Annotated in this window: 20 protein-coding genes and 2 pseudogenes; 13 read left to right on the top strand and 9 right to left on the bottom strand. The window is 67.7% G+C overall.

Going from position 1 to position 23,561, the window contains the following annotated elements:
- From HMPREF0975_RS16010 to HMPREF0975_RS02515, 5 genes and pseudogenes are all read right to left on the bottom strand, one after another.
- Nucleotides 1-286: pseudogene (locus HMPREF0975_RS16010) on the bottom strand (cell wall-binding protein); the annotation flags it as partial.
- Nucleotides 287-687: 401 nt separating this feature from the next.
- Nucleotides 688-2,007, bottom strand: coding sequence for a sunset domain-containing protein (locus HMPREF0975_RS02530; protein WP_232212436.1), 1,320 nt, complete (start codon nucleotides 2,005-2,007; stop codon nucleotides 688-690).
- Nucleotides 2,008-2,442: 435 nt separating this feature from the next.
- Entirely contained in the window at nucleotides 2,443-3,168 is a 726-nt protein-coding gene (locus tag HMPREF0975_RS02525) for a cupin (protein ID WP_009232550.1), read from the bottom strand.
- A complete protein-coding gene (locus tag HMPREF0975_RS02520; RefSeq protein WP_009232549.1) occupies nucleotides 3,165-3,974 on the bottom strand; it encodes an ABC transporter in 810 nt (269 codons plus the stop codon). The genes HMPREF0975_RS02525 and HMPREF0975_RS02520 overlap by 4 nt, the downstream gene beginning before the upstream one ends.
- Nucleotides 3,971-4,726, bottom strand: a complete 756-nt coding sequence (locus tag HMPREF0975_RS02515) for an ABC transporter ATP-binding protein (RefSeq protein ID WP_049939387.1) — start codon at nucleotides 4,724-4,726, stop codon at nucleotides 3,971-3,973. The genes HMPREF0975_RS02520 and HMPREF0975_RS02515 overlap by 4 nt, the downstream gene beginning before the upstream one ends.
- Nucleotides 4,727-4,856: 130 nt before the next feature.
- On the opposite strand from HMPREF0975_RS02515, the gene HMPREF0975_RS02510 reads away from it, so the two are divergent.
- Together HMPREF0975_RS02510 and HMPREF0975_RS02505 are read left to right on the top strand one after the other, a co-directional pair.
- The gene (locus HMPREF0975_RS02510) at nucleotides 4,857-5,891 is read left to right on the top strand and encodes a sensor histidine kinase (protein ID WP_009232547.1); all 1,035 of its coding nucleotides are present in this window, start codon (nucleotides 4,857-4,859) and stop codon (nucleotides 5,889-5,891) included.
- Complete coding sequence (locus HMPREF0975_RS02505; RefSeq protein WP_009232546.1) at nucleotides 5,884-6,582, top strand: response regulator; 699 nt, start codon at nucleotides 5,884-5,886, stop codon at nucleotides 6,580-6,582. The genes HMPREF0975_RS02510 and HMPREF0975_RS02505 overlap by 8 nt, the downstream gene beginning before the upstream one ends.
- Nucleotides 6,583-6,940: 358 nt before the next feature.
- On the opposite strand, the pseudogene HMPREF0975_RS02500 reads toward HMPREF0975_RS02505, so the two are convergent.
- Nucleotides 6,941-8,096, bottom strand: a pseudogene (locus HMPREF0975_RS02500) (glycosyltransferase).
- A 250-nt stretch (nucleotides 8,097-8,346) separates the two neighbouring features.
- On the bottom strand, nucleotides 8,347-9,381 hold the full coding sequence (locus tag HMPREF0975_RS02495) for a phosphodiester glycosidase family protein (RefSeq protein ID WP_009232544.1): 1,035 nt from the start codon (nucleotides 9,379-9,381) through the stop codon (nucleotides 8,347-8,349).
- Nucleotides 9,382-9,658: 277 nt separating this feature from the next.
- Between HMPREF0975_RS02495 and HMPREF0975_RS02490 the strand changes: the two genes are divergently transcribed.
- From HMPREF0975_RS02490 to HMPREF0975_RS02465, 6 genes are all read left to right on the top strand, one after another.
- The gene (locus HMPREF0975_RS02490) at nucleotides 9,659-9,832 is read left to right on the top strand and encodes a hypothetical protein (RefSeq protein WP_021609491.1); all 174 of its coding nucleotides are present in this window, start codon (nucleotides 9,659-9,661) and stop codon (nucleotides 9,830-9,832) included.
- Nucleotides 9,829-10,545 (top strand): ATP-binding cassette domain-containing protein, encoded by a 717-nt coding sequence (locus HMPREF0975_RS02485; RefSeq protein WP_009232542.1) that lies wholly within the window; start codon nucleotides 9,829-9,831, stop codon nucleotides 10,543-10,545. Before HMPREF0975_RS02490 ends, HMPREF0975_RS02485 begins: the two co-directional genes overlap by 4 nt.
- Complete coding sequence (locus tag HMPREF0975_RS02480) at nucleotides 10,520-11,662, top strand: hypothetical protein (protein WP_009232541.1); 1,143 nt, start codon at nucleotides 10,520-10,522, stop codon at nucleotides 11,660-11,662. Before HMPREF0975_RS02485 ends, HMPREF0975_RS02480 begins: the two co-directional genes overlap by 26 nt.
- Before the next feature lie 178 nt (nucleotides 11,663-11,840).
- Nucleotides 11,841-13,013 (top strand): ABC transporter substrate-binding protein, encoded by a 1,173-nt coding sequence (locus HMPREF0975_RS02475; RefSeq protein WP_009232540.1) that lies wholly within the window; start codon nucleotides 11,841-11,843, stop codon nucleotides 13,011-13,013.
- Nucleotides 13,013-14,188 carry a FecCD family ABC transporter permease gene (locus HMPREF0975_RS02470; protein ID WP_009232539.1) on the top strand — a complete coding sequence of 392 codons (1,176 nt, stop codon included), beginning with the start codon at nucleotides 13,013-13,015 and terminating at the stop codon, nucleotides 14,186-14,188. Before HMPREF0975_RS02475 ends, HMPREF0975_RS02470 begins: the two co-directional genes overlap by 1 nt.
- A complete protein-coding gene (locus tag HMPREF0975_RS02465; protein ID WP_009232538.1) occupies nucleotides 14,185-14,943 on the top strand; it encodes an ABC transporter ATP-binding protein in 759 nt (252 codons plus the stop codon). The genes HMPREF0975_RS02470 and HMPREF0975_RS02465 overlap by 4 nt, the downstream gene beginning before the upstream one ends.
- A gap of 16 nt (nucleotides 14,944-14,959) precedes the next feature.
- On the opposite strand, the gene HMPREF0975_RS02460 is transcribed toward HMPREF0975_RS02465, so the two are convergent.
- Both HMPREF0975_RS02460 and HMPREF0975_RS02455 read right to left on the bottom strand, forming a co-directional pair.
- Entirely contained in the window at nucleotides 14,960-16,033 is a 1,074-nt protein-coding gene (locus HMPREF0975_RS02460) for a tetratricopeptide repeat protein (RefSeq protein ID WP_009232537.1), read from the bottom strand.
- Nucleotides 16,030-17,388, bottom strand: coding sequence for an ATP-binding protein (locus HMPREF0975_RS02455; RefSeq protein ID WP_009232536.1), 1,359 nt, complete (start codon nucleotides 17,386-17,388; stop codon nucleotides 16,030-16,032). Before HMPREF0975_RS02455 ends, HMPREF0975_RS02460 begins: the two co-directional genes overlap by 4 nt.
- A gap of 325 nt (nucleotides 17,389-17,713) precedes the next feature.
- Between HMPREF0975_RS02455 and HMPREF0975_RS02450 the strand changes: the two genes are divergently transcribed.
- The 5 genes from HMPREF0975_RS02450 to HMPREF0975_RS02430 all read left to right on the top strand — a co-directional run.
- Complete coding sequence (locus tag HMPREF0975_RS02450; protein WP_009232535.1) at nucleotides 17,714-19,018, top strand: multidrug effflux MFS transporter; 1,305 nt, start codon at nucleotides 17,714-17,716, stop codon at nucleotides 19,016-19,018.
- A 381-nt stretch (nucleotides 19,019-19,399) separates the two neighbouring features.
- The gene (gene dnaK / locus HMPREF0975_RS02445) at nucleotides 19,400-21,259 is read left to right on the top strand and encodes a molecular chaperone DnaK (RefSeq protein WP_009232534.1); all 1,860 of its coding nucleotides are present in this window, start codon (nucleotides 19,400-19,402) and stop codon (nucleotides 21,257-21,259) included.
- Nucleotides 21,256-21,891, top strand: a complete 636-nt coding sequence (locus HMPREF0975_RS02440) for a nucleotide exchange factor GrpE (protein WP_009232533.1) — start codon at nucleotides 21,256-21,258, stop codon at nucleotides 21,889-21,891. The genes dnaK and HMPREF0975_RS02440 overlap by 4 nt, the downstream gene beginning before the upstream one ends.
- Nucleotides 21,892-22,130: 239 nt before the next feature.
- Nucleotides 22,131-23,168, top strand: coding sequence for a DnaJ C-terminal domain-containing protein (locus tag HMPREF0975_RS02435; protein WP_009232532.1), 1,038 nt, complete (start codon nucleotides 22,131-22,133; stop codon nucleotides 23,166-23,168).
- Nucleotides 23,165-23,561 (top strand): heat shock protein transcriptional repressor HspR (locus HMPREF0975_RS02430; RefSeq protein WP_009232531.1); only part of this gene is annotated, 397 nt, incomplete at its 3' end. The genes HMPREF0975_RS02435 and HMPREF0975_RS02430, both read left to right, overlap by 4 nt.

Here is a 23,561-nt window from a genome sequence, read left to right as displayed (position 1 = left end):
CGGTCGGCTTGACCGTGGGGTCCTCGGTCGGCTTGACCGTGGGGTCGGCTGGGGCGGTCGGGTCCGCAGTGGGCTTGTCCGAGGGCGCAGCGCTGGGTGCCTCTGTTGGTGCTGCTTCCGGCTTCTCTGCCGATGAAGAAGCGGGATCGGCTGCCGGCTGCTCGGTGGCGGCCTCGCTGCCTCGGGGAGCGGCGTCGTCATCGGCCAGGGCTGCGGGACCTGCCAGCCCCATGAGCGTCATCGCCGCGAGTGCGCCGATCATGTATCGGCCAGTGCGCTTCATCATGTCCTCCTTGAGGAAATGGTTCTCTTCCTTGTGAACGTCTCCGTCGTAACCGGCCGGTCAACAATCTTCTCCGACCTTTTCTCCGGCAGGCGGATACTGAGAATATACGAGGTGATGACGTTGTTATTCTGGCTGGAGTGTCTGGATTGTGCGGCAGTTTGGTAAAATATTTGATGTCTGCTGAGATGGTTACCCTTCTGATTTATTACGGAATGCGTATGGTACTGTTCGGTCGGTCCGGCTGGGCTGTCGCGGGGCCTCTTGCTGCAGATGGGACACGTAATAGCCCGTGGGGTCCCGAGCAAACGCGTTTGCTCGGGACCCCACGGGCCTGGATGTCAGTTAGTCGCCGGTGGGGCAGACCTCCTGGGACTCATTCAGTTGTGGTGAGTGCTGTCGGGTCATCTTTTGGCGGCATGATAACCAGCGGCTTCGGCTTGCGTGCCGGTGGAGAAGCACGCCTCGGGCTTGGTGATGTTGTACGACTGGTTACCAGGCCGGTGATAGATCTTGCTGCTTGCGTTGCCTTTAATTGGAGCCCATGCAGGGCAACTGTAGCCCCCGTTGTTGACGGTAATCCACCGACCGTTGCCGTCGAAGGTGTAGTTCCAGCCATCGATCGTTCGAGTCGTGCTGACCAGCATCGCGCCGCTATCATCAACGTAGAAGGTGCCCTCGATCCACTTCTTAGTGGCCATGGCGCCGCTGCCGTTGAAGTAGTACCAGGTGCCTCCGATTTGCTGCCAGCCGGTCGACATGGCACCGCTGTCGCCCAGGTAGTACCAGTTTCCGCCGATCTGCTGCCAACCGGTCGCCATGGCGCCACTGCCGTTGAAGTAGTACCAGGTGCCTCCGATTTGCTGCCAGCCGGTGGCCATCGCGCCGCTGTCGCCCAGGTAGTACCAGCTTCCGCCGATCTGCTTCCAGCCGGTGGCCATCGCGCCGCTGTCGCCCAGGTAGTACCAGCTTCCGCCGATCTGCTTCCAGCCGGTGCTCATGACCCCGTCGTCGCTGAAGTGGTACCACCCCGTCCCGACCTTTACCAGGCCGACGGCTCTGATGCCCTTGGCGTCCACATAGAACCACTTGTCGCCCAGATGGAGCCATGTATTGGTGGCGACGGCACCCGAGCTCTGGACGTAGAAGCTGCCCCCGTCCTGCTCGATCCAACGGTTGGCCTGCATGACGCCGTCGCTGTCAAAGAAGTAGTCGACGCCGTCGACCTCCCTCCTGCCTGTCATAGCGGCGCCGTAGTAGTCGACGTAGTACCAGTTGTCGCCCTGGTGCAGCCAGGTCTCGGTTTTCAGGGCGCCGTCAGTACCGAAGTAGTACTTGAGGTTGTTCCACGTAATCCAGGTATCGGTCTTCTTAACACCGTTCTCGTAGAAGTACTGTTTGCCGTTCTCCTCCCGCCATTCTCGCTTGGGTTCGGCGGGCGGATCCGAAGGCTTGTTCGAGGGATCCGCGGTGGGATCGGGAGCGGTTGTGGGCTGGGTCTCGGCCGGTGCTGCGCTCGGCGTATTGGTCGCTGGGGGAGCGGAAGAGTCGGCTGCGGGGGTCTCGGCCGGGGTGGCGGCCGGCGGGTCTGTCGGCTGCTCGGCGACGACGTCGTCGCTGGGACTGGGGACGGGCTCGTCGGCCATGGCGGCCGGACTGACGAGTCCCATGAGCGTCACTGCTGTGAGTGCGCCGATTAGGGATCGGCAGGAATGCTTCATCATTGCCTCCTCGAGGGCATGGTCCTCATTCGTGTGAATGGTGCATCCACCACTGTCAGCAAGTGCGAAGTCCTCGTTGAGCTTGCATGCGTCGGGGTAGGTGCAGAAATATTTTACGCCGCAGTCACTTCGACAAAACAATCGAGAGCCCCTGAAAATGGTTTCAGTTTGATTAAGGTGGTTCGTCTCGTAGATAATTCGGTGATGCGAGGAGTGTCGCGGCCTGTCGACTCAGAAGCTGTTCTGCTACTTTTGTCGACTATTCCCATACCTTGATATAGTCACATGCGTCGGGCCATATTACGTAAACAACGGTATAATGAACCATTTTGATCGTGTGTTGAAATATAAGGTGAGGAGGTGGGAGCGTCCCCGTTCGCTCCCACCCCGGCTTTGAGTGGAGGCGCCAGGCTTTCGCAGCCGTACGCCATCCTTTGCCTACGCATCCGCCCGCAGCAGTCGGGCTATGCCCGCCACCTGCGCGGCCGTCGTCCAACCCAAGGCGGCGAGCCCAGCGGCGGTCACGTCCGTTTGCGGTGCGGCGGCCGCCATCCAGATCTGGGCTGCCTGGCCTGGAAGCCACCGGGCAATGTCTCCTACGAACATCGCCAGCTGGGGTGCCAGAATCACCAGCACCACGGCCACCGTCGCCGCACCGATCACACTGCGCAGTGCCTCGCCGAGCCCCGCCGCCAGCAGCAGCGCCGCTGTCAACCAGACCACGGTCCTTCCGCCGGCCCATAATGCTGCCGTCGACGTCGTCGGGCACGCAGCCAGGCTCGCCCCGACCAACACGCTCGCGAATACCAACCCCGTCCCGGCCAGCACCACGAGTCGCGCCCCCGCCAGCCGCCTCCGCGCCGGCATCACCAGCAGACTCGTCATGCCCTGCGCCGTGGAGTGCTCGGCGCCCGCCACGGCTACACCCGCCGCCACGAAGCCGATCTGCACCGCCAGCGTCCATATAGGAGCGATCTCCTCGAATCCGAAGACCCGCTCATCCATCACGTTCTGCAAGACCGACATCACCGTGGCGATCGCAGCTGCGCCCGCCACCGCTGCCGACCACCACATCGCTGGCAGCGTCACCACTTTCAGCAGCTCCGCGCGCAGCGCACGCCCCCAGGCCGTTGCCGCCCCTCCTATCGCCTCGCTCCCGCTCATGCGTCCCGCCTCATCCACACCCAGCAGCACACCGCCGCGCAGCCTCCCGCCCAGGCCGCACAGACGGCGGCCGCCATCGGGATCGACAGCAGCTCGACCAGCCGGTCGTAGTTGAGCGTCGTCGGGCTCGCAATGAGCCTCACCGCCGCGGTATCCGGCAGGAACCGGGCCGCATCGGTGGACTTGATGAGCAGCACCCCCGGCGAGATCATCGTCGACATCGCGACGAGGACCGTCATTGACACCAGCGCGCTGCGTGTCGCCATCGCCAGTGCCATCGACGCCATTGCCGAGAACACCCACCATGTCAGGATTCCTGTCAGCATCCAACACGGCACCGGCTCGAAGGGCACGCTCGACCCCAGCAGGTGCCGACACAGCGAGTATGTCGCCGTCCACGCCACCGCCAGGAGCACCGTCGCGGCGCCCAGCACCACGAGCAGCTTCGCGGCCACCGACGCCCCGCGCCGCGGCTGGACCAGCATCGTCGTCGCCACCTGCTGCGAGGAGCTGGAGGCCCCGCTCGTGCGCGGATCGCTCGCGTACTCGCTGACCACAACACTCACCGCCAGCACCACGATCCCCGTCGTCCCCACGTACAACCCAATGATGCCGACGCTGTCCAGCTGCGTCGGCGCATTCGGGTCGCCGGCCGTCAGCCGCGCCGCCAGGTCATGATCCGTGTAGTACTCGATCAGGAGCGGCAGGACGATAGCCAGCACCGCCCCCAGCCAGACCCCCGGCAGGCCCGCCGTCTTACGCGCCTCCGCCTTGAGGGAGCGCACCAGCGCCGTCGCCGTGCTCATGACCGGGCCCCTTCCCCGCGTTCCACCGGGGTGACCGGGCCGCCGGCCCCGTTTCCGGCTGGGGCGGTCAGTGAGAAGAACGCCTCCTCCAGGTTCACGTAACCCGCTGCGACCTCTTCTAACGTCCCGGCCGCCCGCACCCGCCCGCCGGCGATGACGATGACGTCGTCGGCCACCTCGGCGAGCTCGGCCAGCACGTGACTGGACAGCAGGACCGTGCCCCCGGCGTCGGCCCGCTGCCTCAGCAGCGTGCGGATCCACCGGATCCCCTCCGGGTCTAGGCCGTTGACCGGTTCGTCGAGGACCAGCACCTCCGGGTCGCCCAGCAGCGCCGCCGCCAACCCCAGGCGCTGTCCCATTCCCAGGGAGAAGGTACGCACCCGCCGCCCGGCCACTTCACTCAGCCCGACGATGTCGAGTACTTCGGCCACCCGGCTCCGACTGATCCCCGCGCCGGAGGCCACCCAGCCTAGGTGGCCGCGGGCCGTTCGTGAGGGGTGTGCGCCTGAACCGTCGAGCACCGCCCCCACCGTGCGCAGCGGTTCGCGCAGCTCGCAGTAGGGGCGTCCGTCGATGAGCGCCTGCCCGCCGTCGGCCCGGTCCAACCCCAGCAGACACCGCAGGGTCGAGGATTTCCCGGCGCCGTTCGGGCCCACGAATCCGGTGACGCGGCCCGGGCGGGCCTCCAGGCTCACTCCGTGAAGCACCTCCCGCGCCCCGTGCCGCTTGACGAGGTTCTCAATACCGATCATGAGCCAACTCCAGCGCGCCGAGCGGCCGCGCGCATCGTCCGCCCAGCCGACGTCGCCCCACCGCCTCAGACCCGGGTACATCAAACCCTGGTTTGATGAAGCGCCCGAGCCGCCTTCCTAGACTGGCCGGGTGCCAGCCCCCGCCGTCCCACCGCGCCACTCGCCGCTCGGGTGCGCCATCACCGGGCTGACTGTGGTTGTCGTCGGCCTGGGCACCATGGTCGGCTTCCTACCGGCTCCTTCTCAGCGCGTCCAGATGACGGCACCGCTTGTCATGGCCTGCCTCGTCGCCGCCACCCTGTGGCTACGGCGGCGCGACCAGCGTGCCTACGAGCGGCGCCTGGCGCAGGAGACGGCCGCGCTCGCCGTCGCCGAGGACCGCCTCGTCATCGCCCGCGAGCTGCACGACGCCGTCTCCGGCAACCTCGGCGCCATCACCGTGCGTTGCGCCGTGGCCCAGCGCCTCGAGACCACCCCCGACGGACTGCGGAGCGCCCTGAGCGACGTCGAGACCGCTTCCCGTGAGGCCACCGATGCGCTGCGTCGCATGCTCGCTGTCCTGCGCGACGAGCGCACGCCCCCAACGCCCGGGGCCGTGGCAGCGGTCTCTGCGACCTCGGCGGGCGCTGCAGGAGCATCAGGAGGTTCGGGATCCCAGCCGGGTGAGGGGCGTGCTGAGGGGGCCGCTGCCAGTCTCACTGAGATCGTCGAGCGGGCTCGACGCGCTGGCGTCACGGTCAAGGTGGACGCCGGCACCGGGACAGGTGCAGAAGCGGGCACAGTCTCGGGTGCGGCCGACTCCGCCGAAACGACGAATGGAGAGTCTCGCGGCCTCTCCTCCTTGACCGGCCTGTCCATCCCGACAAGCCAGACCGCAGCCCGGGTCGTGGCCGAGGCCCTGGCCAACACGGCCCGCCACGCTGGCCCCACGAGCGCCCGCGTCACTCTCCGCCCGGAACCAGGACTGCTGCGCATCGCCGTCGTCGACGACGGTCCGGTCCCCGGTTGGGCGCCCCACCCCGGGGCCGGGCAAGGGCTGCGCGGGCTTCAGGAGCGCCTGACCGCGCTCGGCGGGACTCTGACTGCCGGCCCTCGCACCGACGCCCCCGGCTTCGCTACCGAGGCGATGCTGCCTACCGGAGCATTCGGGAGAACCCATGGCTGATCTTGCCTCTGGGCAGACTATCGCCCCCATTCGGGTCCTCATCGCCGAGGACCAGGCCCTCCTGCGCTCCACGCTGGCCGCTCTCCTTCAGGCCGAGCCCGGCATGAGCGTCGTTGGCCTAGCCGAGGACGGCGTCCGCGCGGTCGCCCTGGCCGCCGAGCTTCGCCCTGACATCATCCTCATGGACATCCAGATGCCGGGCCTGACCGGCATTGAGGCCACCAGGCGGATCTGCGCCGCCCCGGCGCTTGAGGCCACGCGCATCCTCATCCTGACCATGTTCGAGATCGACGACTACGTCCTTGGCGCCCTGCGCGCTGGCGCCTGCGGTTTCCTGCTCAAGGACACCGACCCGCAGTCCCTCGTCGATGCCGTGCGCACCGTCCACGAGGGCCAATCGCTGCTCAGCCCCCAGGTGCTGTCTCGCCTTGTGGCCCGCATGCCGCGCACGGTGGCCGGTGCTTCGGGAACCTCCCGGGCCGGCGATGTCGAGGCCCTCACGCCCCGCCAGCGAGAGGTCCTCCTGCTGATCGCCAAAGGACTGTCCAACAGTGAGATCGAGGCCGAGCTCGGCATCACCCGGGCCACCTGCCGCAGCCACATCACCGCGCTCCTAGCCCGCCTGCACGCCCGCGACCGTGCCCAGCTCGTCATCTCCGCCTACGAGGCCGGCCTCGTCAGTCCCCACTGAGGCTGTTGCCTGTGATTCTGACTGGGGCGAGTAGCAGTCTTCGGCTGAAAAGTGTCCATATGGGACGACTTTGACGGCTCGCTCGCACGAGCAGATTTGCGTTTGTGCAGGTCAGAGCATTTTGGGTAGTTGCGTTCCGGTGATCGGGGTGTTCAAAGTCGTCCCATACGGACAAAATTTGCTCAAGAGCCGTGGCCGGTGTGCTCAAGTGCGGCTTGTTGACGGTGCTGCTCGGAAACCGTCAGCGGGGTGCGATCGAGAGGACGGCAAAGCCGTGCCCTTGGGGGCGACGCCGGCACGTCGTCCCCAAGGGCACGAACCCGAGGAGCACCTGCTGGGGAACCCTGGCAGGTCGATCTCATCCCCGCTCTTTGAAGACCAGCCGGCGCTGCGCCACGTAGCTGGCCACGTAGATGGCCCCGTCGCCGAGTATCTTTGCGATCCCCAGCGGAATCCCGAACGTGGTGAGCGCCTTGAGCACCAGGTAGCTGGCCGCCAGCAGGCTCATCGCCAGGACCACGTAGCGCATCGCCGTGCGCACCACGGTACCGCGTCGGGCTCGGAAGACCCGCCGGTTCATGAAGAAGTTCGCGGTCCCGGAGATCAGCCGCGCCCCCACGACCGCCGCCAGCAGGTTGCCGGTCATCGCGAAGAGCACCATGACACCCAGCCAGTCGATCCCGAAGCTCGCCAGCGACGCTCCCATACCTCAGCAGCGGGGCGTAAATCCGCGCCGAGTCCTGCAACGGCCGGAAGTGCGAGGAAGTGTTGCCCGGTTCGTAGACCGTGGCGATCTCCACCTGCTCCACCACCAGCCCCAGCTCGTGGGCGCGCAGCAGGGCGGAGAGCTCGTACTCGTAGCGGTCCCCGGGCACGCTCTGCAGCCAGGCCAGGTGCCCGGCGGGGTAGCCGCGCAGGCCCGTCTGGGTGTCTCCCAGCTTCCAGCCGGTCGCGCCTCGGAACAGCAGGGCGGTCACGTCATTGCCGATCCGGCTGCGCAGCGGCACCGGCCCGGTGAATCGCCGTACCCCCAGGGTCATGTGCCCGGTCTCGCGCACCTTCGCGGCGACGGCCTCAATGTCCGACGGTGTGTGCTGTCCGTCGGCGTCGGCGCACACGACGTCCGCATCGGGCCAGGTGGCGGACGCGTGGGCCAGGCCCGTGCGCAGCGCCTGACCCTTGCCCCGGTTGAGCGGGTAGCTGACCACCTGGGCGCCGCGGGCGCGGGCGGCGGCGAAGAAGGGCGCGTACTGCGGCCCCGAACCGTCGTCGACGACGAGCACCGCGCAGTCCCGGCGCGCCCCGCGCAGGCGGGTCACGAGCCCGGCCAGGCGTTCGTCGGGCTTGTAGGCCGGGACGAGCACCACGAGCGCCACCGCCGTCCGGGGATGGTGCGCGGCGGTGATGCGCGGCGCCGTGCGGTTGCCGGTGTTCTGAATACCTGCTGCTCGGTTGGTGGTGGTCCGGTTGGCCGGGGCGATGACCCGGGGCAGCACGCGCGGCGAGGTCGTCACGGCCGTGCGGCCTCCTGTCGCCTGGACGGATCTCTCTCCCACCCGGCGGGGCGCCTCTCCCACGACGACCCGCGCGGTCTCCTGCCCGCCGCCCGATCGGCTCAGCCGTGTCGTCGGGTACGCCGCCGGATAGGACTGCGGGTATTGCTGGTAGACGAAACGGCGCGTGACCGTCTGCGCGGTCGTCGCCGGGGTCGCCGGGGTCATTGGGGTCTGGGCCTTGCCGGTGAGGTTGTCGGTGCCGCTCATCTCAGGATCCGTTCGCGATGTAGAGGATGTCGGACGTGTCGCGCTCGCCCCCGTTGGAGGGCTGGTTGATGATCGAGCCGTTGAAGTACATGGCCGACGAGCCGCCGCCGTCGATGTTGTAGGCGCAGGCGCACCCCAGGTCGGCCATAATCTGGGCGAGCTCGGTCATCGTGACGCCGCGCGAGTAGCCCTCGCTGCGGCCGTCGACGACGACGAGCTTCACGTGGTTCGTCTCCACCCACCCCACGGCGGTGCGCGGCTGCTTGCCCTGGATGGAGTGGTTGCCGACGTTCGTATCGACCTCGACCTGGTCGATGCCCGAGAGCACCTGGCCGTTGTTGACTAGGGCCGGCCCGAAGGACAGCGTGTTCCACACGCCCGCGTCCAGGAGCGTCTGGGCATTGGTGGCGGTCTCGTCGTAGACCTCCACGCGCCCGTCGGTGTAGAAGGCCATGCCGTCGCGCTTGCCGCTATCGCGATAGATGACACCGTTGCGGATGAGGATCCCGTCGCTGCGGAAGCCGTAGTAGTCGCCGTTGATGGCCAGGATGGCGTCGTGCTCGGAGGCGATCGCGGTGGGTTTGGCGGTGATGTTGGTGCCGTAGGAGTTGTTGGCGAAGGCGCTGCGCAGGTCGGTGGCGTTGGTGAGCTTGACGTCGGCCACGTAGTAGGTGACGGTGTCGCTGCCCGAGCCGGTGGAGACCTGCTGGATCTCGATGTTCGTGTTGGACGAGGAGTAGGATTTCTCCCCGACCATCACGTTGGTGGCCGGAGTCGCCGAGGAACCGGCGGCGGCGTTTTGGGCCTTGGCCTCCAGAGCAGTGACATCGTCGACCTCGACGTGGTCGATGACGAAGCGGTTGAGCGCCCAGGCGCTGGTGCCGGTGGCGGCCAGACCCAGGACGGCGGCGCCGCCCAGGAGGAAACGGCGTCGCGGGTGCTTACGGAACTTCGTGGAGCGATTGGGCCGGTTGGACTGGTGATCCTGGCCGGACTGGGGTGTCCCGGTTGGGTCGAGGGTGTCGGAGCTGTGCATGGCTCAACCGTGTCGGGGCCGTGTGTGCCAGGCGTAGGTTGACCTTGTGGGTCTCCTGTGAAGCCGTGCAGGGCGGAGCGGCCTCGGAGAATGACACCGCTCCAGACATCAATGCGCCGACAGGTCAAATTCTTGCCCGACATGGCCCGTGAACTGCCTCGATACGGCCTCGTTCGTGCCTACAGTGGTGGGAGGCGCGAGCGATCGGTGCCCGCCGCGAGAGTCTGCAAAGGAGGAGGCAACTGTGTTATCAGGTCGGAATCGACGCATTTTCCTGATGTGCATCGTGGTACTCAACATCATGGTCACGGTCCTTTCCGTCCGACGAGGAGACACGGCGATCGCGATCATCTTCGCTGCCGCGGCCGTGCTCATCGTGTATCAGCTGATCCGCACGTCCATCGGCGGCAAGGGCGGCGACCGGGACGACCGGACGCCCCCGAGCTCATGAGCGCCGTCGGCGATACCTCGGCCCACCTCCTCGAGGTCGAGGGCCTGTCCGCCTGGTACGAGCGCGACCGCCCGGTCCTCACCGACGTCTCCTTTGCCCTCGAGGACGGCCAAGCCGTCGGCCTCATCGGTCTCAACGGCGCCGGCAAGACCACGATGCTCACCTCCCTGTGCGACGTCCACCGCGGAGCGCGCTTCGGAGCCCTGCGCTACCGTGGCCGCGACATACGCCCGGGCGACGAGCACTTCAAGGCCTCCCGCTACCTCAGCCTCGCTGACGACGACTCCTTCCCCACCTGGAACCTGGAGGCCTTCATCGGCTTCCTGGAGCGCGCCTACCGACTGCGCTCGGACCGCGGCCGCCTCGAGGAACTGATCGAGGGCTTCGACTACGGCCGCTTCCGGACCACATCCTTCTCCCGACTCTCCAGCGGCTCACGCAAGAAGGCCAACCTCATCGCCGCCTTCTACCTCACCACGCCTCTCCTCTTCCTGGATGAGCCCGTCGACTTCCTCGACTTCACCGCCACTGAGTTCCTGTACCGCAGTATCAACGCCGCCGCCGCATCCGGCCGCTCGATCCTGCTCAGCTCTCACATTGCCGAGTCCTTCACCCGCTGCACCCGGCGCCTCTACGTGCTCTCCGCCGGCCGGATGACCGGTCCCTTCGCCACCCCTGAGGACTCCGATGCCGTGGCAGCGCTGGTCAGTTAGCCCAGCCGCCCTGAAAGCGGTGACCGGGCAGTTCGTGGGACGCCAGAGCGTCCTGAGCGCTGTCATCCTGTGCGCCCTGGCCGCCTGGTTCGGGGTGTCGGCCGACCTTCGCGTCAACCCGCGCGTTGCGGTCACGGGGCTGGTCCTGGCCGCCGTCGGCCTGAGCGCGACGATCGCCTCGGGCTGGATAGGCTCCGGGCGCTGGGACGACCTGGCCCGTTTCCCGCTCGGGCGCGACGAGCTCGCCCGGGCCACCTACCTCGTGGCCGACGTCGCCATCCTCTTCGAGGCGGTCGCGCCCATCACCCTGTTCGTCCTGCTGTCCAGCGGCGAAGGAGGTGGTCGGAGTCCCGGAATAGGCGTTGCTGCGACGACGGCGGTGGAGATGGTCGTCGTTGGGCTGGGGGCCGGGGCGCTGGGCCTGACCCTGTGGGCGGGGGAGCGGGCCGGCCTGCGCTGGATGGCTGGCGGGGTCCTCGCTGTCGGGGGTGCGGTCTGGTGGGCGGCGCCGGCTGTCTCAGCCGTCCTTTTCGCGGCCTGCGCTCTGGCCGTGACGGCGTGTTCCCATGATCTGCGGGCGCGCCGCAGGCAAGTGGGAACCGTCCGGGGCGGCCGCCGCAGCCTGGTCCTGGGCGAGCTGGCGACCGTGCGCACCACGCAGGTCAACACCCTGGCCGCACTCGTGATCGCCGCGCTCTTCACGTACACCATGGCCGGCCGTGGCCTGACGATTCCGCTGCCCATGGCCTTCGTCGTCGTCAACACGCCGCTGAACGCCTACTTCTCCCGCTACCTCAGTACGCGCACCGTGGTCCTGGCCGCCCCCGGATCGCTGCGGGTCTTCGCCGCTTACGCCAGAGACCTCACGCTGTTATACATGACGTCCAATTGTCTGGTGGGGGCGTTGATCGTCTGGTTGGGTGGAGGCCTTGTGGAGGCGGTTGCGGCCGGAATCGCGGCCTCCGTCGCCGGGGCGACGACGGCGGTCCTTCTGGAGGTCTACCGGCCGCTGACGAGCTGGAAGTCCGAGCGCGACGTCATGCGCCATCCGCGCAAGTACCTCCCGCCGACCGCGGCGCTGCTCGCCGTCACGCTCATCCATATGCTCGCGCCGTAACCGGCTTGTCCGGGTCTGCCTGCCATCGGCCTCGTGAGTTGAGGAAGTGCCTAAGGTCCCTTGAAGTGCTTCATGTCATAGGTGGAAAAGTCTGTCCAACTCTTGGCAAATTAAGTTAGCCATACCTAATATCCTCCTGCACTATTTCTAACGCCCCATCTGCGAACAAAGGACTTGTATGCGCCGTCGTACTCTGCTCATGGCCCTCCCACTCACCGCAGTCCTCGCCAGCTGTGGAGTCACTTCCCGCGCCGGCAAGAGCTCCAGCGGCGGCGCCTCCGCAGGCGCCTCCAACGGCGGTTTCGAGGTCACCGACATCGTCGGCCGCAAGGTCGCCTTCGACGCCCAGCCGAAGAACATCGTCCTGAGCGAGTCCCGCCACGTCTACTCCCTCGCCTTCCTCAACAAGGCCAACCCCGTCGACAAGGTGGTGGCCTGGGGCGAGGACCTTCAGAAGGCCGCCCCCGACTTCTACGAGAAGATCGTGGCGGTCTCGCCCAAGGCCGCCGAGCTGCCGACCATCGGCTCCATCGCCAAGGACGGCCTGCCCATTGAGACCCTGGTGCAGTACAAGCCCGACGTCTTCGTCATGACCCTGGACGTCTACAACTCCGCGAAGGAGAAGGGCTACCTTGAGAAGCTGGACGGCCAGCAGATCAAGTACGTCGTCACCGACTTCCGACGCGACCCGGTCAAGAACACCGTCCCCTCGGTCACCCTCATGGGCGACCTCTTCGACAAGCGCAAGGAGGCCGAGGCCTTCGTCTCCTTCTACAAGAAGCAGGTCGACCCCATCGTTGAGAAGGCGATGTCCCTGACCACCAAGCCCACCACCTTCCTGTGGCGCAGCCCGGGGGTCAACGACCCCGGTGCCACCTACTCCACCGCGAACCTCGGCGCGATTGTCACCGCCACCGGCGGCACCAACATCGCCGACAGCCTCCTGTCCGGTGAGGAGGGCGTTCTCACCCCCGAGCAGGTCATCGCCTCCAACCCCCAGAACATCATCGCCACCGGCGGCGAGTGGCAGCAGCAGAAGATCAAGGACACTGCCCAGACCAGCTACGTCCACCTCGGTTACAAGGCCGATGAGGCCTCCGCCAAGGCCAGCCTGGAGCAGTTGAAGAACCAGCCCGGCTACGACCAGATCCAGGCCTTCGTCGACGGTCACGTCTACGGCGTCTACCACCAGTTCTACGACGCCCCCTATAACTTCATCGCCTACCTGACCTTCGCCAAATGGCAGAACCCCGAGGCCTTCAGCGACATCGACCCCGACGCCGTCTGGAAGGACTTCCACGAGCAGTACATGCCCTGGAAGGCCGAGGGCGTCTTCTTCACCTCCATCTGATGGGAATCCCGAGCACCAAGGTCCCTTCCGACGACGACGCCGCCCGCCAGTCCGGCAGTTCCCGGGGCCCGGATGATGCCGCGCCGGTGACGAAGTCCGCCGGGCGGGTAAGTGCGCCCACGGACACGGCGGCGTCGGCCTACGTCTCCTACCGCCGTCGGACCTTGCGGCGCCTCGCGATGCTGACGGGGCTCGCGACCCTGCTCCTGGCCGTCTTCCTCATGGCCCTCATGGTGGGGCCGCTGGGGTTCAGCCCGGCCCAGGTGCTCGGCTCCCTCTTCTACGCCGACTACGACCCGTGGGTCGCCAACATCGTTGTCAACCTGCGCCTGCCCCCGGCGCTCCTGGCGGTCCTGGTGGGCGGGGCGCTGTCCCTGGCCGGCGTCCAGATGCAGACGATCCTCGACAACCCGCTGGCCGAGCCCTTCACCCTGGGGATCTCGGCGGCCTCGGCCCTCGGTGCGGCGCTGGCGATCGTCACCGGGCTCGTGCTGCCCGTGGCCACCGGGGCCACCCTGCCGATCGTGGCGATGACCGCGGGACTGACGGCCTCCCTGGCCATCGCGATGGTCTCGAGGCTGCCCTCGGTGACCAAGGAGATGACGATCCTGCTGGGCATCGCCCTGGTCTTCAGCTGCCAGGCGCTCCTGGCGCTCGTGCAGTACCGGGCCTCCACCGAGAGCCTCCAGCAGATTGTCTTCTGGTCGATGGGCTCCCTCATGCGCGCCACCTGGCCGGCCGTGGCCACTGTCTCGGTGGCCCTGATCGTGGCCACGCCCGTCTTCTGGGTCAACGGCTGGCGGCTGACCGCCATCACCCTGGGGGAGGCGCGCGCCGCCGCCATGGGCATCAACGTCGCGCGCGTGCGCTCCTGGACGCTGGTCGGGGTGGCGCTGTTGGCCGCCCTGTCCGTAGCCTTCGTCGGGATCATCGGTTTCGTGGGGCTCGTAGGGCCGCATATGGCCCGCGGCCTGGTGGGGGAGGATCAGCGCTTCCTCGTGCCCGCCTCCATCCTGGCCGGGGCCACCCTCCTGACCGCCGCCCACACCGCCAGCCAGATCATCGTGCCGGGCGTGGCCGTGCCCGTCGGCATCCTGACCGCCCTCGTGGGCGTGCCGGTGTTCCTCACCATCATCTTCGGACGTCAGCGCTCGGCGGTCAGGAGCGGATCATGACCCTGATGCTGGACAATCTCACCTTCTCCTATGGCAGGCGCGCGGTCCTCAAGGGCGTCGACGCCAGCTGGGAGACGGGACAGATGGTGGGGCTGCTGGGCCCCAACGGTGCCGGCAAGTCCACCCTGGTCACCTGCGTGGCCCAGTTGCGCCGCTACCTGGGGGAGGTGACCTTTCAGGGGCATCGAGGACGGGACCTGCGCGGCATGATCGGCTATATGCCGCAGGGCCTGCCCGGCGCCGCCGCCCTGACCGCCCTGGAGTCGGTGCTCACCGCCTCGCGGCGCGGGATGACCTGGCACACGAGCCGAGCCGATATCGACCTGGCCTGGAGCGCCCTGGACGAGCTCGGTGTGGCCGACCTGGCCGACCGGCCACTGGGCCAGCTCTCCGGCGGCCAGCGCCAGCTCGTGGCCCTGGCCCAGACACTCGTACGCGAACCCGGACTCATCCTGCTCGACGAGCCCACCTCCGCCCTCGATCTGCGCCGCCAGGTCTCGGTGCTCTCCCATGTGCGCCGGATCTGCCATCGGGACACCGGCCGCCTCGCCGTCGTCGCCCTGCACGACCTCAACCTGGCGGCCCGCTTCTGCGACCGCCTCGCCGTTCTCGCGGGCGGGGCGATCCTCGCCGAGGGGCCGCCCGCCGAGGTGCTCCAGCCCGATACCCTCGCCGAGGTCTACGGGCTGCGGGTGCGGATCGTGCCCGACGGCGACCATGTCATGGTCGCCCCCGAGACCGAGCAGGGCGACTGAACAGGGCCTGCAGCCGTCAAGCGTTCCGGCGTCGAATGAAGGGGATGATCCGGAGAACGAGCCAGCCGAGCGCCAGGTGACCAAGACTGGCTCCGGCCATGATGATGAGAACGGCGTCGGTCCCCCGAATCGCACAGACGGTGCCGATGACGAGCCCCATCCAGAGAACCACGGCTGAGGCGGCCCACAGGCTGAGGAATCGATGGGTCCGGATGAAGGAACGCAGTATTCGCCGGCTGCGATCCGTGAACGCGCGCCGAAACGCCCGAATGCGCGAGTTGGTCGACTGATACGTGGGGATCGCCGCCAGAATCAGTGGAAGAAGAAGGAAACTGCCGGGCAGGTTCATGGTCCTGACAAGGGGCAGGAGCAGCATCGTCAAGATCGCGGACCCCCACAGCCCGAGGGGAGCGCTGCCTGCGAGCTTCATGAGGAAGGCGTCGACCATGCGACGCGACGTCTCATAGTCGGAGGTCTGGGCCGTGTAGGCGGCGAGTGCCTTGGCGGCGTCGTGGTGGTTTCCGCGCTCGTCGAGCATCCAGGATCGCAGGAGGAGGGCTTCTTCGAACAGGGGGTCGAGTGCGAGCGTCTCCTTCAGGGCGGTCTCCGCCGCCTGCGGGTTGGACGTCATCTGCGCCATTGCCAGAAGTATGTGGTTGTCGGCCGAGCCCGGTGAGAGCCTGGCCGCCTCACGGGCGTAGATCAGCGCCTCCTCCGTGCGCCCCATCCTGGTCAGCGCCGTGGACATGAGGGAGAGCAACAAATCATCCTCGGGGGTCAGTTCCAGGGCTGTTCTCAGCGAGCGCTCCGCCTCCGGATCGCGGTCCTGGGAGATCAGGGCCTGAGCCAAAAGCCGGTGGGCGTCGGGATCATTCGGTAGCGCCGCCAGGGCTTTGCGGGCCGCGGCCTCGGCGTCCTCGAATCGCTCCACACTTTTATGAGCCTCCGCCATGACCTTGTAGGTGGTACTGGCGTTGTCCGGGTAGGCGGCGAGCAGGCGGGCGAGGATCTGCATGGCTCGCTCGTACTGGCCAGTTTCGACGAACCAGGCGGCCCGAGTGATCTCCTGGCTGTACGCGTCGTGGCTCATAACATGTTGTGCCGTTTCATCCACTCGCGCAGATCCGCATACTCCCCGGAGGTATCGGCGTACTCGACGACGGTGCGCGCGGTCTCGAACCAGGGGCCGGTCGAGGGGCGGACTTCCTTGATGGCTGCGTACATGTCCTGCATATTCATGAACCGAGGCCGACCGGTGCGCACCGAGTCCAGAAGCGCCTTCTCCGCAGCGGAGTCGCACACGTGCGACAGGTCCGCTCCAGTCAGCCCCTCGGTCATGCGCGCCAGGATCTGCAGGTCGATGCCCTCCACGGGGCGCTCGCGCAGGTGCGTGTGCAGAATAGTGGCGCGTGCCGGCTCATCCGGGGGCAGGACGAGCAGGGTCCGGTCAAGTCGACCCGGCCGACGCAGCGCCGGATCGATGTCCCAGGGGGCGTTGGTGGCGGCCAGCACGTAGACGCCCTCGTTGTTGTTGTCGACGCCGTCGAGCTCCTCGAGGAGCTGGTTGACGGTGTTGCGCATCCACGAGCTGCGTACGAGTGCCCGCTTGATGCCGAGGGCGTCGATCTCGTCGAGGAAAAGGACGCAGGGGGCGTGGCTGCGTGCCTTCTGGAAGGCTTTGTGGAGGTTGGACTCGGATGTGCCGATGTACTCGCCGAGGATGTCGGTGATCATCACCGACAGGAAAGCAGCCCCCATCTCGCCGGCGATGGCGCGGGCGATGAAGGTCTTCCCCGTCCCCGGCGGACCGTATAGGAGCAGACCGCCGCGCAGGCTCTTGCCATAGAGCTGGCGCAGCTCGGGGTTGCGCATCGGGGCCAGGAAGGAGGCCTCCAGCCGTTTTTTGACCTCGATCATGCCACCGACATCGGCCAGGCAGACACCGGTGCGCTCCACCTCCCAGCCCGCAGGCTCGTCGCGGTCGTCGACCTTGACCGGGTGAGGCTTGGAGAGAGCTGGGTCGGAGCCGGAGGACTGCTCGGAGGACTTTTCGGAGGACTCTGAGGCCTCTGAGGATACGAAGGGAGTGACAGGGGATCCTGAGGATACGAAGGGAGCAGCAGGTCCGCCGTCGAAGTCCTCCTCGGCCCTCCGCCAGTCGAAGTCCCTGGAGCCGTCTGACGTCGTTGGGTCATTGGGTGCCGGAGCTTCTGATGACTCGGGCGCTGGCTGGGTGGTGGCCTCGGGGGATGTTGGTGAGTCTTGTGGGGCATCGATTGGTGATGCGGCGCTGGGTGCCGGTTCTGCCGTGGTGTCAGGCGTCTGTTCTGCCTCGGTACAGGGAGTGGACTCGGGAGTCTCGTTCTCTGGTGTCGTGCTGAGCATTGGCTCTGCCGGCTGCGTGGCGGGGGTCTGTTCGGCCTGCGGTGAGAGCGCTCTAGTCATGAGAGTGCGGGCAAACTCGTCGGTCGGGGCGTGCTGAAGGGCGATCGCGCAGTGGGTGACTGCTTCGGCACTGCGGCCGGCCTCGATGAGGAGCTCGGCCAGGTGGGTGCGCAGCCGGACGTCATTGGGAGTGGCTTCTACGGCACCATGTCAGGGATTCGATAAGGGGATCGGTCACCCGGTCAGTCTAGAGGCAGGAGACGACGCGAATCCCGGCACGGCCTGTGGCAGCAGCCTCCTCCCGCTCGTACGACCGACGTGCCGTGCACGGCGTCACGTGCCAGCGCACTGACGTACCGACCGGAAATCTCCCTACGCTCAGGGCATGACACCAACGCCGGGCGCTCCCGCCGACAGTGGGCTGAGGGCGGCCTTCCCCACCACACTCCTCATCGCCCTGGCCGCGCTCGCGGCCGTCGCGCCCCTGGCCACCGACGCCTACCTGCCGGCCTTCGCCCAGATGGCCGACGACCTGGATGTCTCCGCCTCCAGCGTCCAGCTGACGATGACGACCTTCCTCGTGGGCGTGGCGCTCGGCCAGCTGAGCATCGGCGTCCTGTCCGACCGCTTCGGCCGGCGCCCCCTCCTCCTGTGGGGCAGCGTGCTCGCCCTCGTCGCGAGCGTGTGCACCGTCGTGGCGCCGGCCCTGCCGTTCCTCCTCGTCGCCCGCTTCTTCCAGGGACTCGGCGGTGCCGCCGGCATGGTCCTGGGGCGCGCCGTGATCTCCGACCGCTCGCGCGGCATCACCGCCACCCGGGCCCTCAGCCTCGTCATGGCCATTCAGGGCATCGCCCCCGTGGTCGCCCCGATCCTGGGCGGCGCCCTCGTCGACGTCATCGGCTGGCGCGGCATCCTCGCCGTCGTCGCGGGCTTCACCGGGATGCTCGTCCTCATGGTCGCCCTCTGGGTTCCCGAGTCCCTACCCGCCGAACGACGTCATGACGGGGGTATGAGGATCCTCCTCGACGGCACGCGCGAGCTGGCGCGCGACCACGTCCTCGTGCGGCTCCTCCTCATCAACGCCCTCGCCTTCGGGCTCCTCATGGCCTACCTGTCCGCCGCGCCCTTCGTGCTGCGCAACGTCCTCGGCATGGGGACGGCGCCCTACACGGCCGTCTTCGGCCTGTGCGGGGCGACGGTGACGGTGACGATCGCCGTGGCCGCCTCGCTCGTGCGCCGCTTCCCGCAGACCCGGCAGGTGCGCGTCGGGCTGCTCACGGGGCTCGTCGTCGACGTCGTCCTCGCCGCCGTGTGCCTGGTCCGGCTGCGCGGGCCCGTCGACGGGCCGGAGCGGATGCCGCTGCTCGTCGTCGTGATCGCGCTCCTCCTCGTGCACGTGGTCTGCCTCGGCCTGTCGATGGGCAACGTGCCCGCGATCGCCCTGGACCGCACCGGCCGCTGGGCGGGCACGGGCAGCGCCCTGCTCGGCTTCATCCAGTTCGTCGTCGGCGGCCTGGTCAGTCCGCTGGTTGGATTGACCGGTGAGGCGAGCGGTGCGGCCTTCGGTGTTGTCATCGTGGCCGTCGGTGTCATCGCCAACATTCTGGCGGTCTTCGGGCTGCGCGACAGGGGCGAGAAGGAGTACCTGGCCGCCCGGGAGGCCGAGCGCCGAAAGCGCCGCCTGGGCTAGCGACGGCTCCGGCCGGCAGTGCTCATCTCGATATAGCCCACGTGCTCGCCGTCCTCGAGAGATATCGCAGTTCCCGATGTGTCAGCGCGGCTGGGGTGCGCCGCTCTGACGTGGCTGGAATCGTCCACCGCCCTGCCGTGGGCGGGTGCTCCACGAGGGGTGGTGGCTCACGATGCCGTACCCGTGTTGCAGGTCACTCGCCCCTCCTGGAATGGATTATGGCTGGCCAAGGTTGAGCCAGTCAGACTCAAGGTTGGGTGTCATCGAGTTGACAGGGCTCGACTCAACCACAATCCTGAGTGCATACGACTCAACCTGAAGGTGTCGGAACCCCGGCCCTCATTGCAGACATCAACCAAGCAACCACAAGGAGCACATCACATGGCACGCGCTGTCGGTATCGACCTCGGTACCACCAACTCTGCTATCGCCGTCCTCGAGGGTGGCGAGCCCACCATCATCCCGAACGCAGAGGGCGGCCGCACCACCCCCTCCGTCGTGGCCTTCTCCAAGTCCGGCGAGATCCTCGTCGGCGAGATCGCCAAGCGCCAGGCGGTCACCAACGTCGACCGCACCATCTCCTCGGTCAAGCGCCACATGGGTACCGACTGGTCCGTCGAGATCGACGGCAAGAAGTACACCGCCCAGGAGATCAGCGCCCGCATCCTGGCCAAGCTCAAGACCGACGCCGAGGCCTACCTGGGCGAGCCCGTCACCAACGCGGTCATCACCGTCCCGGCCTACTTCAACGACGCCGAGCGCCAGGCCACTAAGGAGGCCGGCACTATCGCGGGCCTGACCGTGGACCGCATCGTCAACGAGCCCACCGCCGCGGCCCTGGCCTACGGCCTGGACAAGGGCAAGGAGGACGAGCTCATCCTCGTCTTCGACCTCGGTGGCGGTACCTTCGACGTCTCCCTGCTCGAGGTCGGCAAGGACGACGACGGCTTCTCCACCATCCAGGTGCGCGCTACCAACGGCGACAACCGCCTGGGCGGCGATGACTGGGACGCCCGCATCGTCGAGTGGCTGGTCAAGCAGGTCAAGAGCAAGGACGGCGTGGATCTGTCCAAGGACAAGATCGCCATGCAGCGTCTCAAGGACGCCGCCGAGCAGGCCAAGAAGGAGCTGTCCTCGGCGACCTCCACGAACATCAACCTGCAGTACCTTTCCATGAGCGAGTCCGGCCCCATCCACCTCGACGAGAAGCTCACCCGCTCCAACTTCCAGGAGATGAGCGCGGACCTGCTCGAGCGCACTAAGATCCCCTTCCACAACGTCATCAAGGATGCCGGGGTCAAGGTCTCCGACATCGACCACGTGGTCCTCGTGGGCGGGTCCACCCGCATGCCCGCCGTCACCGAGGTGGTGCGCGAGCTGACCGGCAAGGAGCCCAACAAGGGCGTCAACCCCGACGAGGTTGTCGCCGTCGGCGCGGCTCTCCAGGCCGGCGTCATCCAGGGCGACCGCAGCGACGTCCTGCTCATCGACGTCACGCCGCTGTCCCTGGGTATCGAGACCAAGGGTGGGGTCATGACCAAGCTCATCGAGCGCAACACGGCCATCCCGACCAAGCGCTCCGAGGTCTTCTCCACCGCCGAGGACAACCAGCCCTCCGTGCTCATCCAGGTCTACCAGGGCGAGCGCGAGTTCGCCCGGGACAACAAGCCGCTGGGCACCTTCGAGCTGACCGGCATCGCCCCGGCCCCCCGCGGCGTGCCCCAGATCGAGGTCTCCTTCGACATCGACGCCAACGGCATCGTCCACGTCTCGGCCAAGGACCGCGGCACCGGCAAGGAGCAGTCCATGACCATCTCCGGCGGCTCGGCCCTGCCCAAGGAGGACATCGACCGCATGGTCAAGGAGGCCGAGGCCCACGCCGAGGAGGACAAGAAGCGCCGCGAGGACGCCGAGACCCGCAACTCTGCCGAGCAGCAGGCCTACTCCATCGAGAAGCTCCTCAAGGACAACAAGGACAAGCTGCCCGAGGATGTCCACTCCGAGGTCTCCGAGGCCGTCAGCGACCTCAAGAAGGCCCTCGAGGGCAACGACATCGAGCCGGTCAAGACCGCTCAGGAGAAGCTGAGCTCGGTAGCCCAGAAGGTCGGTGAGGCCATCTACCAGGCCGACGCCGCCTCCCAGGGCGCGGCCGACTCCACCTCTTCCGCCGGCGGCTCCGCGTCCTCCGACGACGAGGACATCGTGGATGCCGAGATCGTCGACGACGAGGACTCCAAGTGACCCCGGCCGGCCCCACCCCCGAGAACGAGGGCATCGACCCCGAGCTCCAGGCGGCCGTCGAGTCGGCCTTCGAGGAGGTGCCCGACGACGTCCGAGAAGGACTCGCCCAGGGCGAGCCCGAGGGCGCGGCCGACCAGTCCGACGCCGACTCCTCCGATGGGGAGTCGGCGGGGGGCGACCCCCTGGCCCAGGCTCAGGCCCAGGCCGCTCAGGCGGCCGACGACCTGGCCCGTGCCCGGGCGGACCTCTACAACCTCCAGCAGGAGTACCAGGGGTTCGTGCGTCGGTCCCGCGAGGGCGCGGCCTCGCACCGCGATGCTGGTGCCGCCGGCGTCGTCGAGGCCCTCATCCCGGTCCTCGACGAGATCGAGTTGGCCCGCCAGCACGGGGACCTGACCGGCACCTTCGAGACCACGGCCGGCAAGCTCGAATCGATCCTGGCCGAGAAGTACTCCCTGGAGCGCTTCGGCGCCGTGGGCGAGGTCTTCGACCCCACGCTGCACGATGCCCTCATGGCCACCGAGTCCAGCGAGGTCGCCGAGCCCACCATCGCCGCGGTCCTCCAACCCGGATATCGCCTGGGCGAGCGCGTCGTGCGCGCCGCCCGAGTCCAGGTCGCCAACCCGGCCTGAGCGGCATCCACTGCATCGCCCACTTCGGTCCGACAGCGGATCCGGGCCGGCCGGATGAGCCGGCTCGGGTCCGCCGCCGACCGAGAGACGCCACCAGGGCGCCCGAGGGCCTTGGGATGCGTGGCCCGGCAGACATATCTCCCATCACGGTCTTCACGTTGCGACATTCAGCAGCGATCACAGTTGATATCAGTAAGGAACACCCACGATCACCCGGATAAGGAGGCGGTGATACGAACATGGCCAGTCAGGACTGGATGACGAAGGACTTCTACGCGGTCCTCGGCGTGAGTAAGGACGCCAGCGCCGCCGCTATCAAGAAGGCCTACCGTACGCTCGCGAAGAAGTACCACCCCGACCGCAATCCCGACGACGCCGCGGCGGCAGAGAAGTTCAAGGAGATCGGGGAGGCGTACGCCGTCCTGTCCGACGAGGCCGAGCGCAAGCAGTACGACGCGATTCGCTCCATGGCTGGAGGCGGCGCCCGCTTCCAGGCCGGGGGACCGGGTAGCGCCGGCAGCGCCGGCGGATTCGAAGACATCTTCTCCTCCATGTTCGGCGGTCAGAGCGGAAATGTCCGCTTCGAGACCGGAGGCGCCGGAGCCCAGCCCGACCTCGACGACCTGCTGCGCATGTTCGGCGGCACCCCCAGCCCCACCCGCTCCGGCGGGCGCCCCGGTCCCTTCGGGTTTGGAGGCTTCGGCTCCCAGTCCCCGCCGCAGAAGGGCTCCGACGTCCTGACCTCGGCTGCGCTGGACCTGCGCGACGCCGTCGCCGGCACCACCGCGGAGCTGACCGCGGACGGACGCACCATGAAGGTCCGCATCCCGGCCGGAGTGCGCGACGGGCAGAAGATCCGTCTGCGCGGCAAGGGTCGGGCCGGCCTCAACGGCGGCGAAAACGGCGACATGGTCGTGTCCATCAGCGTCAACAAGCACCCGGTGTACTCCATCGACCCGGTCGACGGCGCCAACCTGCGCATGGATCTGCCGGTCACGTTGCGCGAGGCTGCCCTGGGCGCCACGGTCGAGGTCCCGCTGCTCGACGGCACCACCTCCAAGATCAAGATCAAGCCCGGCACCTCCTCGGGCACAGTCATGCGTCTGCGCGGAAAGGGCGCCGCCGCTCGGAAGAAGACCGGCGACCTGTTGGTGACCATCCAGGTGGCCGTCCCCAAGAGGCTCTCCAAAACCGCCAAGCAGGCCCTGGAGGCCTTCGATGAGGCCATGGGAGACACCGACCCGAGGGCGACCCTCATGGAGGAGGCAGCGACGTGAGCCGCCGTCGGGCCGGGCAGGGCCTGGGTCACCTGGCCGAGGACGCGGCCGAGCGTGCGGTCTACGTGGTCTCCGTGGCGGCCGAACTCGCCGGGATGCACCCCCAGACCCTGCGTCAGTACGACCGGCTCGGACTGGTCAGCCCCGCCCGGACCCGTGGACGGGGCCGACGTTACTCCCACCGCGACGTCGAGCGCCTGCGCCGCATCCAATCCCTGTCCCAGGAGGGCATCAACCTCGAGGGCATTCGCCGCATCCTCGACCTCGAGGCCCGCGTCGAGGAGCTGGAGACGGACAACGCCCGCATGCGCAGCCGGGAGGCGGTCGTCCAGAGGATCTTCGCCGCCGCCGCAGACGGCGAGGTCCAGGTCGTCGCGCCCGGTCGACGGGGTC

This window comes from Actinomyces sp. oral taxon 849 str. F0330 (assembly GCF_000239715.1).
Classification (GTDB): Bacteria; Actinomycetota; Actinomycetes; order Actinomycetales; family Actinomycetaceae; genus Actinomyces; species Actinomyces johnsonii.
This window is presented reverse-complemented; position numbering and strand designations above follow the sequence as displayed.

Bases quoted from the DNA above. Each gene is read 5' to 3' on its own strand.
- HMPREF0975_RS02435 (WP_009232532.1), top strand. From the start codon at position 22,131: ATGGCCAGTCAGGACTGGATGACGAAGGACTTCTACGCGGTCCTCGGC.
- HMPREF0975_RS02515 (WP_049939387.1), bottom strand. From the start codon at position 4,726: ATGATCGGTATTGAGAACCTCGTCAAGCGGCACGGGGCGCGGGAGGTG.
- HMPREF0975_RS02470 (WP_009232539.1), top strand. From the start codon at position 13,013: ATGGGAATCCCGAGCACCAAGGTCCCTTCCGACGACGACGCCGCCCGC.
- HMPREF0975_RS02455 (WP_009232536.1), bottom strand. From the start codon at position 17,388: ATGACTAGAGCGCTCTCACCGCAGGCCGAACAGACCCCCGCCACGCAG.
- HMPREF0975_RS02525 (WP_009232550.1), bottom strand. From the start codon at position 3,168: ATGAGCGGGAGCGAGGCGATAGGAGGGGCGGCAACGGCCTGGGGGCGT.
- HMPREF0975_RS02465 (WP_009232538.1), top strand. From the start codon at position 14,185: ATGACCCTGATGCTGGACAATCTCACCTTCTCCTATGGCAGGCGCGCG.
- HMPREF0975_RS02485 (WP_009232542.1), top strand. From the start codon at position 9,829: ATGAGCGCCGTCGGCGATACCTCGGCCCACCTCCTCGAGGTCGAGGGC.
- HMPREF0975_RS02475 (WP_009232540.1), top strand. From the start codon at position 11,841: ATGCGCCGTCGTACTCTGCTCATGGCCCTCCCACTCACCGCAGTCCTC.
- HMPREF0975_RS02450 (WP_009232535.1), top strand. From the start codon at position 17,714: ATGACACCAACGCCGGGCGCTCCCGCCGACAGTGGGCTGAGGGCGGCC.
- HMPREF0975_RS02520 (WP_009232549.1), bottom strand. From the start codon at position 3,974: ATGAGCACGGCGACGGCGCTGGTGCGCTCCCTCAAGGCGGAGGCGCGT.
- HMPREF0975_RS02460 (WP_009232537.1), bottom strand. From the start codon at position 16,033: ATGAGCCACGACGCGTACAGCCAGGAGATCACTCGGGCCGCCTGGTTC.
- HMPREF0975_RS02495 (WP_009232544.1), bottom strand. From the start codon at position 9,381: ATGCACAGCTCCGACACCCTCGACCCAACCGGGACACCCCAGTCCGGC.
- HMPREF0975_RS02530 (WP_232212436.1), bottom strand. From the start codon at position 2,007: ATGATGAAGCATTCCTGCCGATCCCTAATCGGCGCACTCACAGCAGTG.
- HMPREF0975_RS02490 (WP_021609491.1), top strand. From the start codon at position 9,659: ATGTGCATCGTGGTACTCAACATCATGGTCACGGTCCTTTCCGTCCGA.
- HMPREF0975_RS02505 (WP_009232546.1), top strand. From the start codon at position 5,884: ATGGCTGATCTTGCCTCTGGGCAGACTATCGCCCCCATTCGGGTCCTC.
- HMPREF0975_RS02480 (WP_009232541.1), top strand. From the start codon at position 10,520: ATGCCGTGGCAGCGCTGGTCAGTTAGCCCAGCCGCCCTGAAAGCGGTG.
- dnaK (WP_009232534.1), top strand. From the start codon at position 19,400: ATGGCACGCGCTGTCGGTATCGACCTCGGTACCACCAACTCTGCTATC.